The following is a 16,462-nucleotide window of genomic DNA, read 5'->3' as shown; positions in this document are numbered from 1 at the left end:
GCCGGCCGAGCCGCGATGGACAGAGCCGCATCAGGCGCATCATAATGACGCCGATCGTCGGCGCGAGCGATAGAGGGACGGTTGCCGGCGCAAGCCGATAACCGAGCGTTTGCTCGAAAACTAAAAAAATATTTCGAGAATACCTCTAAACTTTGCACGTCCGATGCCGCTAATCAGACGAGACCCTGTTCGGATTGCTGTAATACGTCCGAAAGCATTGGCGCCGGCGCGTATGTCGCGCCACGCAAGTTTGCATACCCGAGCCCATGGATACCAATCAGTCGAATGGCCCGACGGAGGATTCCGCCGAAAGCGATCATGATTTCGGCCGCCGCAATCCGCTCGAAATCGGCGTTCAGCTCCGCAATTTGGCCAATCGCGGCGATTTTCTGACCGTTCAATACAAGAACGGCCAACTCGTTACGAAAATTCTCGATGTCGACGTGCGAGCGCGCACGTTCTCGTTCGATTGGGGCGCGTTGCCCGAGCAGAACAAGGGCGTACTCGCTTCGCCCAGTTGCACGTTCCGCGCGTCGCCCGACGGTGTGCGCGTCGAGTTTTCGACGGTGACGCCGCAAGAAACCCGTTTTGAGGGATTACCCGCATTCGAGGCGCCGTTCCCCGAAGTGCTGTACTACGTGCAGCGGCGCGAGTACTTCCGCGTCGATGCGCCCGTGCTCGACCCGTACTTCTGCCGCGGCAGGCTACCCGAGGGCGACACGTTCCGCTTCGAGGTGCACGACATTTCGCTCGGCGGGATCGGTCTGCGCACGACGGACGAGCGCGTGGCCGAGTTGCCGATGGGCGTCATGCTGCCCGACGTCGAAGTGCACCTGAACGGCCACGGCATGCTTTCGCTCGATCTCGAACTCGTTTCGATGCGCGCGACCGAACTGCCGAACGGCGGCCGGCGCTTCCAGCTCGGAATGCGTTTCGTCGCCCTGCCCGGCAGCGCGGAAAACACCCTCCAGCGCCTGATCACCCAACTCGAAATGCGCCGGCGCTCGCTCGTCAAAGCGTAAAAAAATAATAGGGGCCGGGGCACCGAACCCCCTTAAATTTCCGCGCGGGCGGCCGTTATACATGTGTTCCCTCAACGAGGCGGGGCGCCCCATGGCGTCCGCCCTTCAGGAAGACGCATGTCCAACGATATTTTCAACATCGGGTTGTCCGGGCTCAATGCCGCCCAATGGGGCTTGCAGACGACCAGCCAGAACATCAGCAACGCATCGACGCCCGGCTACACGGTCGAGAACCCCGTTTATGCGGAGGCCAGCGGCCAGTACACCGGCTCGGGCTACCTCGGCAACGGCGTGGACACGGTCACGGTCCAGCGCAATTACAGCCAGTACCTGAGCACGCAGCTCAACACGGCCACGTCGACCAACAGCGCGCTGTCGGCCAACTACGCGATGGCCTCGTCGCTGAGCAACCTCGTCGGCAGCCCGACGGCCGGTATTTCGGCGGCCATCAACGCGTATTTCACCGGTTTGCAGAACGTCGCCAACACGCCGACCAGCCAGGCGATGCGCCAAACGGCGATCAGCAGTGCGCAAACGTTGGCCACGCAGTTGAACGCGGCCGGCGCGCAATACGATCAACTGCGCACGAGCGTGAATCAGCAACTGCAGACCGCCGTTGCTTCGGTCAATACGTATTCGTCGCAGATCGCCAAGCTCAACGGCCAGATCGCCGCGGCCTCCGCGCAAGGCCAGCCGCCCAATCAATTGCTCGACCAGCGCGATCAGGCGGTGGCTAACCTCTCCAAGCTCGTCGGCGTGTCCGTCGTGCAAAGCGGTGGCAGCTACAGCGTCTTTATCGGCAACGGGCAACCGCTCGTCGTCGGCACCAACAATTTCCAGTTGGGCACGGCTACCTCGCAAAGTGATCCGAGCGAGCTGGCGGTGACCTACACCGGCCTCGCGGGCGCGACGACCCCGCCGCCGGTCGAATACCTGCCGTCTTCGGCGATTCCCGGCGGTACGATCGGCGGTCTGCTGCAGTTCCGCAGCCAGACGCTCGATCCGGCCGAATCGCAACTCGGCGCGATCGCGACGAGCTTCGCGAACCAGGTCAATGCGCAAAACGCGCTCGGTATCGATCTGGCGGGCAACAAGGGCGGTAACCTGTTCACCGTCGGCGGGCCGACGGCCTATTCGAACCTCGCCAATACCGGCAACGCCCAGTTGTCGGTCGCCTTCGCCAACGGTTCGCAGCCGACGAGCGACGATTACGCGCTCTCGTTCGCGGGCGGCACCTATACGTTGACCGATACGACGACGGGCACGGTGGTCGGCACGTCGCCGACGCCCCCGAACGGCACCGGCGCGATGGGCGGGCTGGTCTTGAACATCACGTCGGGCGCGATGAACCCGGGCGATTCCTTTACGATTCAGCCGACGCGCGGCGCGCTCGATTCGTTCGCGCTCGCCACGACGAATCCGTCGTCGATCGCGGCGGCTTCGCCGGTGCTTGCCACGGCCCCCAGCTCGAACACGGGCACGGGCTCGATCTCGCAAGGCACGGTGGGGGCCGGTTATCAGCTCACGAGCACGACGACGCTGACCTACAACTCGGCCACCAATACGCTGAGCGGCTTCCAGGTCGGCACGACGGTGGTGCTAGCGGGTTCGCCCCCGACCTCGATTCCGATCACCTCGGCTGCGACGACCGTGCCGTACAACCCGTCGCAAGGCGCGACGATGACGATCAACAGCACGACGACCCCGACGCCGGCCGGCATCACGAACGGCGTCACCGTCTCGCTCACCGGCACGCCGGCGAACGGCGACACGTTCACGATCGCGCCGAACACGGGCTCGTTCGACGGCCGCAATGCGCTGGCCATGTCCAAGCTCGTGTCGAATGCGTCGCTGAACGGCGGGACGTCGACCTTGACGGCCTCGTACGCTTCCTACGTGAACAACATCGGCAACGCGGCGAGCCAGCTCAAGGCCGCCAGCACGTCGCAATCGGCGCTCGTGACGCAGATCACCTCGGCGCAGCAAGCCGTATCGGGTGTGAATCTCGACGAAGAAGCGTCCAATCTGTTGCAATATCAGCAGGCTTATCAGGCGAACAGTAAGGTCATCCAAACGGCCGAAACCATGTTCCAGACCCTGATGGGCATCTTCCATTAAGGTGTGAGCGATGATGCGCATCTCGACTTCGCAGTTCTACGAACAGAACATCCAGACGATGGATAACCAGCAGAGCCAACTGAGTACGTACTATCAGCAGCTCTCGAGCGGCACGGCGCTGACCACGCCCGCCGACAATCCGCTGGGTGCGGCCCAGGCCGTCCAATTGACGATGGTCTCGGCCACGATCACGCAGTACCAAACGAACCAGACCACGGCGCTCTCGTCTTTGGGCCTCGAAGATAAGACGCTCTCGAGCGTGACCAACACGCTCGACAGCATCACGTCGCAGATCGTGCGCGCGGGCGACGGCACCTTGAACGATTCCGACCGAGCTTCGATCGCTCAGGCGCTCCAAGGCTATCGCAATCAGCTCCTGAACTTGGCGAATGCGAGCGATGGCGCCGGCAACTATTTGTTCTCGGGCTTTCAAGCGACGACGCAGCCGTTTACGAACAATCCGGCCGGCGGCGTGAACTACCAGGGCGATAGCGGCATCCGCCAGATTCAGGTGGCCGATACGCGCCAGATCGCGACGAACGATAGCGGGGCGAACGTGTTCATGGCCGTGCCCGCGACCGGTACCTCGGCCGTCTCGGCCGGCGCGAGCACGAACACGGGCACGGGCGTGATCGGCACCGCATCGGTCACGAACCCGTCCGCGACGACGAACGCCGATCACTACTCGATCACCATCGGCGGCACGGCTGCCGCGCCCACCTATACGGTGACCGACAACACCGTGGTTCCGGCGACGACGACGGCCCCCGCCGCGTTCAGCGCGAACAACCCGATCTCGCTCGGGGCCGGCATGCAAGTATCGATCTCCGGCGCGCCGAACCCGGGCGACACGTTCACCGTGACGCCGGCAACGGCCACGCAAAATACGAGTGTTTTCTCCTCGCTCGATTCGATCATCGCGGCATTGAAGCAACCGGCGGACAACAATCCGACTGCGATGGCGACGCTGAAAAACGCACTGACGTCGGGTCTCACGCAAGTCCAAAACTCGATGACGAACGTGACGGTCGTTCAGGCGTCGGTGGGCGGCCGCGAGCAGGAACTGCAAGCGCTGCAAACCACGACGCGGACGAACTCCGTGCAAACGCAAAGCGATCTGGCGACGCTCACGGGGGTCGACATGGTCACGGCGATCAGCAAATTCGAGGAAACGCAAAGCGCGCTGCAAGCGGCGCAACAGACGTTCGTGAAGATGCAAGGGATGTCGCTGTTCCAATACATCGGCAACTAACGTACCGCCGCACGTTCGACGATTGACGAAGCCACACGCCCGCAAGGGCGCGTCATCAGGCCGAAGCCCCATCTCCTCGGGACTTCGGCTTTTTTTTGCCCAGCGTTGGCTGGCGCCGGTCGGCTACCGCAACCCCGCGGCCACCCGCCCCATCTGATCGATACCCGTATCGACGAGGTGCGCGAAGAACGGAATCATATTCGGCAGCATCAGCATCAAGAGCAGCATGCCGACCATGAGCGTCACGGAAAAGCCGATTTGGAACACGCCGATTTGCGGGGCGGCGCGATTGAGAATGCCGAGCGAAAGGTTGGCCACGAGCAGCGCCACCACGACCGGCAGCGAAATGAGCAGCCCCGCCATGAAGATGGACCCGCCCCATTGCGCGAGCGTGCGAAACCCCGGCGGCCCCACCACGGTCGCTGCGATCGGCACCGATTGGAACGACTCGATCAACGCCGCGATGACCTGGGTGTGCCCGTTGTAGGCGAGGAACGCAAGCATCGCGATCATGTTCAGAAAGCTCGTGATGACCTGTGAGGACGCGTTCGACGTCGGATCGAAGAACGTCGCGAAGCCGAGCCCCATCTGCAGCCCCACGAGCGTGCCCGCCATTTCCACGGCCGTGAACACGAGTTGCATCGTGAAGCCGAGCGCCGCCCCGATCAGGAACTGCATGACCATGACCCAGACGCCGGCGGCCGAAAAAACGGTCACCTGTGGCATCGCGGGCAGGGTGGGGGCGACGATCACCGTTGTAAAAGCCGCGAGCGCGATCTTCACGCGCGCGGGAATCGACCGGTGGCCGAGCAGGGGGGCGGCCGCGATCAGCGCGGCGATGCGCGCGAACGGCCAGAGAAAGGCCGTGAGCCAGGCGTTCAGTTGCGCATAAGTGACGGTGAACATCGACGGGCCGGGGCGCGAGCGGGCGAGCGGCGCTATCCGGCTAGCGAGGGAATGCTCGTCAGCATCTGCCGCATGTAATCGAGCACGATGGAGAGCATCCAGGGACCCGCGATCACGAGCGTGATCGTTACGGCCATCAGCTTCGGGATAAACGAAAGCGTGGACTCGTTGATCTGCGTGGCAGCCTGAAAAAAGCTCACGAGCAGGCCCACCACCAGCGAGACGATCAGCGGCGGGGCGGTGAGCAGCAGGGCCACGTACATCGCGCGGTGCGCGAGCGTGAGAACGGATTCGGGCGTCATGGCGAAGCGCTTACTCGGTAAGGTTGGGCGGGCTCAGGTAAAGCTCTGCGCGAGCGAGCCGATGAGCAATTGCCAGCCGTCCACGAGCACGAAGAGCATGAGCTTGAACGGCAACGAAATCGTGATGGGCGACACCATCATCATCCCCATCGACATCAGCACGCTGGCCACGACCATGTCGATGATCAGAAACGGAATGAAGATCGTGAAGCCGATTTGAAACGCGGTCTTGAGCTCGCTCGTCACGAACGCTGGCACGAGCAGCGACAGCGGCACGTCTTCCGGGCCTTGCAGCGGCGGCGAATGCGAGATCTTCGCGAACAGGGCGAGGTCCGATTCGCGCGTTTGCTTCAGCATGAATTGCTTGAACGGCGCGAGGCCGCGCGAGACGGCCGTCTCCATCGGAATCGTGCCGTCCGAGAAAGGCTTGTAGCCGTCGTTGTAAGCCTTGTCGATAACGGGCGACATCACGAACAGCGTCAGAAACAGGGCCAGGCCGACGAGCACCTGATTCGGCGGCGTCGTGCTCGTGCCCAGCGCTTGGCGCAGCAGCGACAGCACGATGATGATGCGCGTAAAGCTCGTCATCATCAGCACCATTGCCGGCAAAAACGACAACATCGTGAGCAGCAGCATCGTCTGCACGCTCAACGAGTAGGTCGTCCCCCCATTGGGGCCGGGGCTGGTGTTGAACGCGGGCAGGCCGTTCGGCGCCGCTTGCGCGAGCGCCAGTTGCGGCAGCAGCGTGACGATCAGAAAGGGCAGTGCGGGCGCCGCGGCGCGCGCGAGCCGCACGATGGGACTGGACGACATTTACTTGCCTCCGCCCGAAGGCCGAGAAAACCGTTTTTTGGCTTCGCCGCCGAGTGCCGAGCGAAACCGCGCGCCGAACGTACCGGGCATCGCGCCCTCGGGCGAATCGATTTCGCCGCCGGGGGCGCCGGCGTTCGCCGCCGGCATCGTATGGAGCAGCCGTACGCTGCCGGGCGCCGCGCCGAGCACGAGCCAGGTATCGCCGATCTCGACGACGGCCACGCGCTCCTTACCGCCTAGCGACACCCCGCCGACGGTACGCACGAGCTGGCCGCGGCCGGAAGGCTGCAGACCTAGGCGGCGGGCGAGCCACGCGCAGGCAAAGACGAGCGCCACGACGACGGCCAAGCCGACGAGCGTTTGCAATACCGCGCCCACGCCGACGGACGGCACGGCCGTGCCCGCCCCCACGCCCGAGGCGATTTTCGCGGCATTGTTGACCGCGTTCATGTCGGCGGCCGCGGCCAGGGGCGCGAAAGCCGAGAATGCGGCGGCGGCCGTGGCGGCCATGGTGATGCGTGCCGCGAGGAGGATTGCTGCCACGCGCCGCTCGAGCGGCGCACGGTGCAAGCGTGATTTCATCAACGGTTCAGTTTTCGAATGCGTTCGGCCGGCGTGATGATGTCGGTCAGCCGGATGCCGAACTTGTCGTTGACCACGACGACTTCGCCCTGCGCAATCAAACAGCCGTTCACGAGCACGTCCATCGGCTCGCCGGCCATCCCGTCGAGTTCGACGACGGAACCCTGCGCAAGTTGCAGCAAATTGCGGATCGCAATTTTCGTGCGCCCCAGCTCGACCGTCATCTGGACGGGGATGTCCAGGATCATGTCGATGTCGTTGCGCGTCGTGGTCGATTCGACTTTCGACAGCGGCTGGAACACGCCGGCCGCGGCGGGCGCGGGCGTCGGATTCGTGTTCTGCTCGGCCAGCGCGGCCGCCCAGTCGTCCAGGCTCGCTTCCTCGTCGGGGGCGGGGGCCGTGCTTTTGACCGTCTCGGCGGCCATGGCGGCCATTTGCGCGTCGAGTTGGGCCGAGCCTTCGCCCGGCGTCGCGTTCAGATCACTCATAATCCGTTTCCTTAATCGTGTTTTCCGCTGCGCTGATCATTTTTTGCACGCGCAACGCATATTGACCATTGAAGATTCCGTAGCCGCATTCCATGACGGGCACGCCGTCGACCTTGGCAACGATGTTTTCTGGAATATTGATCGGCAGCACGTCGCCCGCGCGCATGTTCAGGATGTCCTCGAACGTCACCGGGATCTGCGCCAGATCGGCCGTCAGCTCGACCTCGGCCGCCTGCACCTGTTTCGACAGCACGCGGATCCAGCGGCGATCGACTTCGAGCGCTTCGCCCTGGATCGGCGAGGTCAGCACGTCGCGGATCGGCTCGATCATCGAGTACGGCATGCAAATATGCAGCGTGCCGCCCGTCGGGCCGAACTCGATCGAGAACTGCGTGACGATGACGATTTCGTTCGGCGTGGCCACGTTGGCGAACTGCGTGTGCATCTCCGAACGCATGAACTCGAACTGCAGCGGCCGCACGCTCTTCCAAGCCGTCGTGTAATGCTCGAACACGAGATTGAGCAGCTTGCCGATGATTCGCTGTTCGGTCGCCGTGAAGTCGCGCCCTTCGACGCGCGTATGGAACCGGCCGTCGCCGCCGAACAGATTGTCGACGACGAAAAACACGAGATTCGGATCGAACACGAACAGCGACGTGCCGCGCAGCGGCTTGACGTGCACGAGGTTCAGGTTCGTCGGAATCGGCAGATTACGTGTGAATTCGCTGTACTTCAGTACTTTGACCGGACCGACCGAAATTTCGGCGGTGCGGCGCATGAAATTGAAGATGCCGAGACGCAAGAGCCGCGCGAAGCGCTCGTTGATGATCTCGAGGCCGGGCATCCGGCCGCGGACGATCCGCTCCTGCGTGGCGATGTTGTACGGGCGTACGCCCGCCTTCTCGCGACTCTCGGTGTCGGCATCGGATTCGCCGGTTACGCCCTTGAGGAGTGCATCGACTTCCTCTTGGGACATGAACTCTTCGTGGCCCATCGCTTTGCTCGTCCCTGTATTGCGGTTGTGAGTAACGCCTAAAGTGGCACGTTCGGTCCGGCGCCGGGCCGGACCTTGCGCACTACTGGACCACGAATTCCGTGAAGAGCACTTCTTGAACGTGGACCGGCGGCTCGCTCGCGTCGGTCGGCTTTTCAATCAGTGTCTTCAACTCTTGCGCCAGCGCGCGCTTGCCGTCGAGCGTCTGCAGATCTTCCGGATGCTTGTTCGACAGGTCGAGCAAGATGCGGCTGCGGATCTCGGGCATGTGCAGCGTGAGCGCCTCCTGGATTTTCGCGTCGGAAAGCTTCAGCGACAGGCCGACGCGCAGGTAATGCTGGCCGTCGTCGGACAGCAGATTGACCGTCATCGGGTCGAGCGCGAAGAACACCGGCGGGGGCGGCGGGGGCGGCGGTACGGGTTTGCCGTTGCCGACGCCGTTCTTGAGCAGAAAAAAGTACATGCCCGCGGCGGCGGCGCCCGCCGCGACGAGCGCGATCAAAACGATCACGATGATGCGTTTGAGCTTGCCCTTTTTCGCGGGAACGTCGACGGTCTGCTGAGCTGCGGTCGTGGATGCCATGACAATGCTTTGCGTAAGTGCGGTAAGGTGAATTGTTGGCTATACCGGGCTCTAGCGATAAGCCGAAAAGAAGGGACATTCGACGCCATCTCATCCGTTTAAGCCGGAAGCAAGCGCGCCGGGGCGGAAAAACGGGGTGCGATAGGCTGGATCCATGGGACGGATCCGGAACGCGCGAGGGCGCCCGCGCGCGGATGGCCGATTCTTGCCCGGGCCGAGTGCGGCGGGCACGAGCGCGCCGCGCCCGGCGGTCGGCCGCCGAGACGCGAATCGGCGCGCAGCCGCGTATTTAAGCGAACGTATCGACGAGACCGACCGTGCGTCGCGTGGCGATCGACGCCGAGGCGGTCACCGTCGCGTCGGCGCCGCCGTCGCCGGAGCCGGATCCCGTCCGCCGCCCGTTGCCGCCGCCGCTTTGATTGCCGGCTTGCTGCTGGCTTGCCTGACGGGCGAAACCATCGCTGACGCTCGCGCTGCCAAGACCGAGGCCGCCGGCCTCCAGCGCGTCGCGCAGCTTGGGCAGCGCGGCTTCGACCGCTTCGCGCACCTGCTGGTGCTGCGAGACGAACAGCGCATGGGCGTGGTTGTCGGCCACTTGCAGCACGACCTGGAGCGGGCCGAGATCGGGCGGATTGAGTGTGAGCTCGGCGCTTTGCTGGTGCGCGTTCGAGAGGAACACGACCTTTTGGCTCAGCGCATCTTCCCAATCGGGCGTGCCCACTTGCGGCGCGAGCGAGGCCGCCGCTGCCGCGGCGTTCGGCGAGGTCGCCATGGCTTGAGCGCCGGCGCTGGCCATGCTCGCGGCCGAGCCTGCCTGCGTGGCGGCGAGCGCGCTGCGCGCCGCCTCGGCGTTGTCCTTGAGCGTGGCGAGCGCGGCGGTTGCGTCGCCGCCGCCCGCGAGCGCTTGGGCCGTGGCGAGCGCCGCGCTGTCGGGGGACGCCGTAGCGCCCGCGCCGGCTTTGGCCGCTTGCGAGGCGGCCGCGCTGATCGCCTGGGCGGTGGCGTTCTTGCCGTCGCCCGTCAGCGTACCCACGAGCTTGGCGTTGAGCGGCAGCGAACCCGTGCCGTTGGCGAGGTTGCCCGTCGCGCCCGTGTTGCCGTCGTTGCCGAGCACCTGCGCGCCGCCCGCTCCCGCTGCAGCGCCGCTGGCCGCCGCGCCTTGCATGCCCATCTGGGCTGCGAGCGCCGCTTCGAGCGCCGCGCGCACCGTCTTCGGTTCGGCGGATTTGCCCGTTGCGCCCACCGTACCTGTCGTGTTCGTCGAGCCATCGGCGGGGCTCGGCGTGGCCGTGCCGGCGGCGGCCAGCGCCTGCTGAGCCGCGGTTTGCGCGGCGGCTTGGGCGGCGGCCGCGGCTTGCGCTTGAGCGCTGCCGGCCGCGGCGGCTGCCGCGTTTTGATCTTGGTCGCTTTGCTGCTGCGCGTTCGACGACGCGTCGCTGCTCTTCGTGCCCGTGCTCGCTTGCGAGGACGGCGTGCCGTCGCTCGCGGGCGCGTTCGACGAGGCATTGGCGGCACTGTCGGCGCCACTCGACGCACCGCCGTTCGCCGCGTTCTGAGTTGAAGCTTGCTGAGATGCGGCGTTGTTCTGAGCGCTAGTCGATGACGACGCGTTCGCGCCGGACTGCGCCGACCCGGCCGGCTGGGCGGATTGAGCCGATTGCGCCGCTTGTTGCTGCGCGTTTACGCTTTGCTGCAAGGTCTGCGAGAACGGGGCGACGGCCGGCGTATTCGCGCGGGCGCCGCCGGACGAGGAGCCCGGCGTACCCGTGAGAGACCCGAGAAGAGAGATGGGCGACATGGCTATGCCTTTGTGTGCGTCGGCCAGGCCATGCGCTCGTGCGCGGGCCGGCCGATTCGATTCCGGTTCAGTTCAAACTTTCGCGACGCATCCGCAGTATCTTGGCCGCGTGTTCATCGGCGTCGCGCTGCTCGCGCCGCGCGGCGACACGTGCCTCGGCTGCTTCGCCGCGGGCCTGCAAGACTTCGTACGAGCCGAGCTTTTGCTTTTGACGCTGCCATTCGGGCTTTGCCGCCTCGACTCGCGAGGTGGCTGCCTGAAGCAGGCGCCGCTGTTGTTCGATCGCCGCGTCGAGCGTATCGATGAACGCCTGGAAGTTACGCCAGTTGCCGGCGGGCATGCCGGCCTGGGCCGAAGCGGAGAAGTTCGCATGATACTCGTCGCGATAGCGCACCAGCGATTCCAATTGCGCCTGTACGTCCGCGCGCTCGCGTTGCGCGCGGCCCAGTTGCTTGGCCGCCGCATCGACGTCGTTTTGCGCGAGGTCGATTAGCGTTTTGATCGGAAAATGATTCGCCATCGCTTAGCACTCCTCATTGGAACAGCGCATCGAGCATGGTGAGACTTTCGTCGAACGGTGCACATTCGCGAAAGCCCTGCTGTAAAAACGCCTCGATGCGCGGATACAGCGCGATCGCCCGGTCGAGCAGCGCATCGCGTCCGCTCGAATAGGCCCCCACGTTGATCAAATCGCGATTGCGCTGATAACGCGACAACATCTGCTTGAACAGCCGTACGCGGTCCAGATGCTTCTCGTCGATGAGCGCCGTCATCGCCCGGCTGATCGAGGCTTCGATGTCGATCGCCGGATAATGGCCCGCCTCGGCGAGCGCGCGCGACAGCACGATATGGCCGTCGAGGATCGCGCGCGCCGAGTCGGCGATAGGGTCTTGCTGGTCGTCGCCTTCGGTGAGCACGGTGTAGAACGCCGTGATCGAGCCGCCGCCCGCCGGACCGTTGCCGGTACGCTCGACGAGCGCGGGCAACTTGGCGAAGACGGAGGGCGGATAGCCTTTCGTCGCGGGCGGCTCGCCGATCGCCAGCGCGATCTCGCGTTGCGCCATGGCATAACGCGTGAGCGAATCCATCAAGAGCAGCACGTGCTTGCCTTGATCGCGGAAGTACTCGGCGAGCGAGGTGGCGTACGTTGCGCCTTGCATCCGCATGAGCGGGGAGACGTCGGCCGGCGCCGCCACGACGACCGAACGGGCGAGCCCGTCCTCGCCGAGGATTTGCTCGATGAATTCCTTCACTTCGCGGCCGCGCTCACCGATGAGCCCGATCACGATCACCTCGGCGCTCGTGTAGCGCGCCATCGTGCCGAGCAGTACCGACTTACCCACGCCCGAGCCGGCGAACAAGCCCATGCGCTGACCGCGTCCGACCGTCAACAGCGAGTTGATCGCGCGCACGCCGACGTCGAGCACTTTGTGAATCGGCTCGCGCTGCAGCGGGTTGATCGACGGTGCCGACAGCGGCGCATCGGCGCCGGTGTCGAGCGGACCGAGGCCGTCGAGCGGACGGCCCGACGAATCGACGACGCGCCCGAGCATGCCCCAGCCGACGGGCAGGCGCTTGGCGCCCGCGAGCGGATCGGCGACGGGGGCGCTTTCGCGCGGATAGACGCGTGCGCCGGGCAGCAGGCCCGCGAACTCGGTCGTCGGCATCAGAAAGAGGCGGTCGCCCGCGAAACCCACCACTTCGGCTTCGGCCATCGGCGCGGTGCTGCCGGGCGGCAATTCGATCAGGCATTCGGCGCCGACGGCCATGCGCATGCCCACGGCTTCGAGCACGAGCCCCGCGGCGCGCGTGAGGCGCCCGCACGTCGATAGCGGCCGCGCTAGCGCGCTGCGCTCGCGCAACGTATCGAGACGCGTGCGCCAAGCGGCCAGATGGCGATTGTTCGCCAAGGCCGGATCGGGCGTGAACGGAACGGGCGCAGCGGATGCGCGCGAGGCGCTCGGCTGCGGCGTGTGGGCGGCAGCGGGCGCGCTCTCCTGGGCCGCCGCCTTGGTGATCGCATCGATCGCGTCGATCGTCGCCAATTCGCCGGCGGGGTCGAAGCTCGAGCCGCCTTCGCCGGTATGCGTATCGGCGGCCGGCCGCGTTGGCTGCGCGGCCTCCGGCCCGAACGACGCCAGCGCGAGTTCGATTTCGAGCGGCGACAGCCCGCTTGCGCGCAGCGATTCGACGGTCGGAGCGGGATTTACCATTGACTCACCTTGCCGAGCGCGGCGACGACACGCTGCCAGCGCGTGCCGATCGTGGCGTCGATTTCACCGGTGGCTGCCTGCGCGCGGCACCCGCCGCGCTCCACCGCCACGTCGGTACGGACGTTCCAGCCGAGTGTGTCGAGTTCGTCTTTCAAATAGGCTTCGACGATCGGCAAGTCGGCCGGGTTGACGATCAGTTGCGGCGCGCCGGACAGCGCCGGCTCCGCGGCGAGCACCTCGCGGGCCGCGGCGATGACGGCGGCCGGATCGTGCGCGACGTGCTGGCGCACGACCTGCTGCGCGATGTCGATCGCAAGCGCGACCAGCGATTCCGCCATTTCGGCTTGGGCGCCGTCGAGCGCGGCCTTGAACGCATCGGCCAAACCCGCGAGCCGCGCGGCTTCGGCATGCGCTTCCTGCCGGCCTTTTTCGAGCCCTTGCGCATGACCTTGGTCGAAGCCGGCTTGGTAGCCGATCGCTTGGCCGGCGACGTGCCCGGAGGCGAGTCCTTGCTGATGGGCGGCCGCACGAATGCGCTGGATTTCCTGCGCGAGCTTGTTTTCGCGGACGGGATCGGGCGGCGGCGGCGGGTCGAACGAAGCCATCTCCCAGCGCTGGTACGCCGAGACGGGCTTCTTGTCCGAACGGCCTGAATCAGACATATGCATCTTCCGCCTTTCCACCGATTACGATCTGGCCGCTTTCGGCCAGGTTGCGCACGATCTGCAAGATACGGCGCTGCTGCGTTTCCACTTCCGAGACGCGCACCGGACCGCGTGCGTCGAGATCTTCGGCGAGCAACTCGGCCGCACGCTGCGACATGTTCGAGAGGAACTTCTGACGCAGCGCGGGCGGCGCGCCCTTGAGCGAGATGATGAGCGCTTCCGACTCCACTTCCTTGAGCAGCAACTGAATCGCGCGGTCTTCGAGGTCGAGCAGGTTTTCGAACACGAACATCTGATCGATGATCTTTTGCGCGAGATCCGCGTCGTACTGGCGCACGTTCTCGAGAATCGATTCCTCGTGCACGCTCGGCATGAAGTTCAGGATTTCGGCCGCCGTCCGGATACCGCCCATCGGGCTGCGCTTCAGGTTGTCGCTGCCCGAGAGCAAGCCCGTGAGCACATCGTCGAGTTCGCGCAGCGCGGCGGGCTGAATCCCGTCGAGCGTGGCGATCCGCAGCAGCACGTCGTTGCGCAGCCGCTCGGTGAAGCAAGCGGCGATTTCCGAGGCTTGGTCGCGATCCAGGTGCACGAGGATCGTCGCGATGATCTGCGGGTGCTCGTTCTTGATGAGCTCGGCCACGGCGGGCGAGTCCATCCACTTGAGCCCTTCGATGCCGCTCGTGTCGCTGCCTTGCAAGATCCGGTCGATCAGCACGCCGGCCTTGTCCTCGCCGAGCGCCTTGGTGAGCACGGAGCGGATGTAGTCGTTCGAATCGAGCGACATCGCCGTGTGCTGCTCGGCTTCCTTGACGAAGTCTTGCAAGACGTGTTCGACCTGCTCGCGCGTCACGTTCTTGAGCGCGGCCATGGCGGCGCCGATCTTCTGCACTTCGCGCGGCGCGAGAAACTTGAAAACTTCAGCGGCTTCTTCTTCGCCGATCGACATCAGCAGAAGCGCGCTCTTCGTAACTCCTTCAGCGCTCATCGGACACCCAATTCTTGACAACAGTCGCTACGATCTTCGGATCCTTGCGCGCGATGGTCCGCGCGTAGTCGAGGTTCCGTTCGAACTTGTGCTTCTCGCTTTCGAACGCCAGGAGGTTTTGCTCCATGTCGTTGTCGAGCTCGATCGCCGTCGTGACCGGCGAGGGCGAGCCTCCGTCGAGCAGCACGGGCTCGCCGGGGCCGTCCAGCATGCCGCCGGCGCCCGAGCCGTCGGCCGCTTGCGTCTCGGCCGGCGGGGGGAACGCGCGCCGCATCGCGGGCTTGATCATGACCAGATACAAAACCAGGGCGACGAGGCCGATGCCGAGCCACTTAGCGGCGGTGATCGCGAGCGACATGATCTGCGGCTGCTTCCACCACGGCAGGTTTGCCAGCGGGTCGGTTTCGGCCGTGAACGTCGCGTTCACGATGTTGACCGAGTCGCCCCGCTTGACGTCGTAACCCATCGCGTCCTTCACGAGCTGAGTGACTTGCGCGAGTTTCTCGGGCGTGAGCGGCTGCATGCTCGCGTGGCCCTTGGCATCGACGACGCGCTGGTAGTTGATGACGACCGCCGCCGACAGACGCTTGACGCCGCCCTTGGCCTGTTCGACGTGGCTCACGCGCTTGTCGAGCTCGTAGTTCGTCGTGGCGTCCTTGCGCTCGCTGACCGGCGTCGTCGTCACGCCCGTGGCTTGCGCGCCGCTCGCCGCGACGATCGGGGCGGAGGCCGGCTGCGGCGGGGTGTTCGACAGCGCGCCCGGCACGCCCGAGGCGCCGCTTTGCGTCATGTCGGTCGCTTGGCTCGTTTGCTGGCTGCGGATCGCCGCCTGCTGCGGGTTGCCGTTCGGACCGTAGGTTTCGGCCGTTTGTTCTTGCTGCGAGAAGTCGATGTCGGCGCTCACTTGCGAGTGGGCATTGCCCGCGCCGAACAGCGGCGCCAAAATCGCGTCGATCCGCTGCTGCGTGTTGTGCTCGACTTGCTGGACGTATTTCAGTTGCGTGGCGTCCAGGCCCGAGAGCGAGGCGGCCTGCGTCAGCAGCGTGCCGTCCTGGTCGACGATCGTCACGTTCTTGACGGGCAAGTCGGCGACGCTCGATGCCACCATATGGGTGATTGCCGAGACTTGGCCTTCGTCGAGCATCCGGCCCGGATAAAGGTTCACGAGCACCGACGCCGTGGGCGCCTCGCGATCGCGCACGAAGACCGTGGGCTTCGGAATGGCGAGGTGCACGCGCGCTTGGCGCACGACCGAGATCGATTGAATCGTGCGTTCGAGTTCGCCTTCGAGCGCGCGCTGATAGTTGACTTGCTCGGCGAATTGGCTGATCCCGAACTTTTCGTTGTCCATCAGTTCCATGCCGACCGACCCGCTCTTGGGCAGGCCTTGCGAGGCGAGCTTCAGGCGCACGTCGTTCACTTGCTCGGACGGCACGAGAATCGCGGAACCGCCTTCCGACAGCTTATAGGGCACGTTCGCTTGCTGCAGCGCGGCAATAATGGTGCCGCCGTCTTGGTCGGACAGGCCGCTATAAAGAACGCGGTAGTCGGGCGTGCGGCTCCAGAGCACGAGCGCGGTCACCAGGGCCACGACGATCGCAACGGCGACGATGAGCGGCGCGCGCGGATTGCCGCGCATCTGCGAGAGCGACGAAAGCCGCTGAGCGAAACCACCGAACTCGGCGCCGCCGGCCGAGCCCGCGCCGGCGCCTTGCAGCGCGCCGGCCGCGGCTGCGCCGGG

The 16,462-nt window shown here is 65.3% G+C and carries 16 protein-coding genes; 3 read left to right on the top strand and 13 right to left on the bottom strand.

Annotation, left to right across the window (positions count from 1 at the left end; all coding sequences use genetic code 11):
- Positions 1-266 precede the first annotated feature (266 nt).
- The 3 genes from DXT59_RS13605 (at position 267) to flgL (ending at position 4,392) form a co-directional block, all read left to right on the top strand.
- Positions 267-1,022 (top strand): flagellar brake protein, encoded by a 756-nt coding sequence (locus DXT59_RS13605; RefSeq protein WP_116137422.1) that lies wholly within the window; start codon positions 267-269, stop codon positions 1,020-1,022.
- 117 nt (positions 1,023-1,139) lie between these two features.
- A complete protein-coding gene (gene flgK / locus DXT59_RS13600; protein WP_116137421.1) occupies positions 1,140-3,140 on the top strand; it encodes a flagellar hook-associated protein FlgK in 2,001 nt (666 codons plus the stop codon).
- Positions 3,141-3,153: 13 nt separating this feature from the next.
- Positions 3,154-4,392 carry a flagellar hook-associated protein FlgL gene (gene flgL / locus DXT59_RS13595; protein ID WP_116137420.1) on the top strand — a complete coding sequence of 413 codons (1,239 nt, stop codon included), beginning with the start codon at positions 3,154-3,156 and terminating at the stop codon, positions 4,390-4,392.
- A gap of 123 nt (positions 4,393-4,515) precedes the next feature.
- Here the strand turns inward: flgL and fliR are convergent, their stop codons facing one another.
- The 13 genes from fliR to fliF form a co-directional block, all read right to left on the bottom strand.
- Positions 4,516-5,298, bottom strand: a complete 783-nt coding sequence (gene fliR / locus DXT59_RS13590; RefSeq protein WP_116137419.1) for a flagellar biosynthetic protein FliR — start codon at positions 5,296-5,298, stop codon at positions 4,516-4,518.
- A gap of 32 nt (positions 5,299-5,330) precedes the next feature.
- Entirely contained in the window at positions 5,331-5,600 is a 270-nt protein-coding gene (gene fliQ / locus DXT59_RS13585) for a flagellar biosynthesis protein FliQ (protein ID WP_102644072.1), read from the bottom strand.
- A 33-nt stretch (positions 5,601-5,633) separates the two neighbouring features.
- A complete protein-coding gene (gene fliP / locus DXT59_RS13580) occupies positions 5,634-6,413 on the bottom strand; it encodes a flagellar type III secretion system pore protein FliP (protein WP_116137418.1) in 780 nt (259 codons plus the stop codon).
- The gene (gene fliO / locus DXT59_RS13575) at positions 6,414-6,995 is read right to left on the bottom strand and encodes a flagellar biosynthetic protein FliO (RefSeq protein WP_116137417.1); all 582 of its coding nucleotides are present in this window, start codon (positions 6,993-6,995) and stop codon (positions 6,414-6,416) included.
- Positions 6,995-7,483 (bottom strand): flagellar motor switch protein FliN, encoded by a 489-nt coding sequence (fliN, locus tag DXT59_RS13570; RefSeq protein WP_116137416.1) that lies wholly within the window; start codon positions 7,481-7,483, stop codon positions 6,995-6,997. Before fliN ends, fliO begins: the two co-directional genes overlap by 1 nt.
- Positions 7,476-8,477 (bottom strand): flagellar motor switch protein FliM, encoded by a 1,002-nt coding sequence (gene fliM / locus DXT59_RS13565; protein WP_116137415.1) that lies wholly within the window; start codon positions 8,475-8,477, stop codon positions 7,476-7,478. The genes fliN and fliM overlap by 8 nt, the downstream gene beginning before the upstream one ends.
- 82 nt (positions 8,478-8,559) lie before the next feature.
- Positions 8,560-9,060 (bottom strand): flagellar basal body-associated protein FliL, encoded by a 501-nt coding sequence (gene fliL / locus DXT59_RS13560; RefSeq protein WP_116137414.1) that lies wholly within the window; start codon positions 9,058-9,060, stop codon positions 8,560-8,562.
- Positions 9,061-9,349: 289 nt separating this feature from the next.
- Positions 9,350-10,858 (bottom strand): flagellar hook-length control protein FliK, encoded by a 1,509-nt coding sequence (locus DXT59_RS13555; RefSeq protein ID WP_116137413.1) that lies wholly within the window; start codon positions 10,856-10,858, stop codon positions 9,350-9,352.
- 67 nt (positions 10,859-10,925) lie between these two features.
- Positions 10,926-11,378 (bottom strand): flagellar export protein FliJ, encoded by a 453-nt coding sequence (fliJ, locus tag DXT59_RS13550; protein WP_116137412.1) that lies wholly within the window; start codon positions 11,376-11,378, stop codon positions 10,926-10,928.
- Between the two features lie 13 nt (positions 11,379-11,391).
- A complete protein-coding gene (fliI, locus tag DXT59_RS13545; protein WP_116137411.1) occupies positions 11,392-13,071 on the bottom strand; it encodes a flagellar protein export ATPase FliI in 1,680 nt (559 codons plus the stop codon).
- Entirely contained in the window at positions 13,065-13,733 is a 669-nt protein-coding gene (gene fliH, locus DXT59_RS13540; protein WP_116137410.1) for a flagellar assembly protein FliH, read from the bottom strand. The genes fliI and fliH overlap by 7 nt, the downstream gene beginning before the upstream one ends.
- Complete coding sequence (fliG, locus tag DXT59_RS13535) at positions 13,726-14,721, bottom strand: flagellar motor switch protein FliG (RefSeq protein ID WP_116137409.1); 996 nt, start codon at positions 14,719-14,721, stop codon at positions 13,726-13,728. Before fliG ends, fliH begins: the two co-directional genes overlap by 8 nt.
- The coding region (fliF, locus tag DXT59_RS13530; RefSeq protein ID WP_240324504.1) for a flagellar basal-body MS-ring/collar protein FliF at positions 14,711-16,462 on the bottom strand (1,752 nt) is incomplete at its 5' end. The genes fliF and fliG, both read right to left, overlap by 11 nt.

Source organism: Trinickia diaoshuihuensis (assembly GCF_003390925.1).
GTDB classification, from domain to species: domain Bacteria; phylum Pseudomonadota; class Gammaproteobacteria; order Burkholderiales; family Burkholderiaceae; genus Trinickia; species Trinickia diaoshuihuensis.
Note: the sequence above shows the minus strand (reverse complement) of the source record. Positions and strands in the feature narration are given on the sequence as shown.